Origin of the sequence: Streptomyces yokosukanensis, from assembly GCF_001514035.1 — a bacterium.
Classification (GTDB): Bacteria; Actinomycetota; Actinomycetes; order Streptomycetales; family Streptomycetaceae; genus Streptomyces; species Streptomyces yokosukanensis.
On record NZ_KQ948298.1, the window covers coordinates 1 to 633 of the forward strand.

Annotated in this window: 1 protein-coding gene; it reads right to left on the bottom strand. The window is 69.0% G+C overall.

The features are described from left to right. Nucleotides 1-66: 66 nt before the first annotated feature. Nucleotides 67-633, bottom strand: a 567-nt coding sequence (locus tag AQI95_RS44275; protein ID WP_208614443.1) for a hypothetical protein, incomplete at its 5' end; no start/stop codon positions are given.

A 633-nucleotide genomic window follows, 5' to 3' on the forward strand; every position in this document is an offset into this window, starting at 1 on the left:
GCCATCACCTGGAGATCCCGTGGGGGTCTCCTGGCCGGCCCTGGGGTGCGCGCCCCAGGGCCGTGCTTATTCCCCGTCTTGGTCGAGGTACGCCCGGTCTGGCACCTCGGTTACGGTGATGGTGGCGGGCGTGCAGCCTGGTCCGTCTACGCGAGCGGGGGGCGTACGGCGTCCCATGGAGGACACCGCGTCGAACCGTGTTCCCTGCGGTTCCCGCGCGACTACTCCCGCGGTCGTGACGTATGCGTAGCCGTGCTCGACCTCGAATGTCCAGCCGCGGGTGTGCGGGAGGAACCCGTCAGCTTCCGGCCAGACCTCCCGCGCCTTCCTGTGTGCCAGCTGCTCCGCGGTGCCGGCGCCGAACATCCGGTCGGCCAACTCCGCTTCAGTCGGCATGCTGTGCGGTGCGGTGGCTCCGGCCGGGGGCTCCGGCTGCACTTCCGCTCGAGGGTCGGGGAGGTCCTGGACCATGATGCGCGCGGCCCCGCTGTACGTGGTCTCTCCGCTGTCCGGATCGACCACGTCATACGTGAACCGCAAGATCTCGTCGGTGCGGCTTGCCTTGGCCACCAGAATGGCCAGGGGCAGGGACTGGTGATACAGCTCCCCGTGCGGGGAAGTGATGCTGATCTG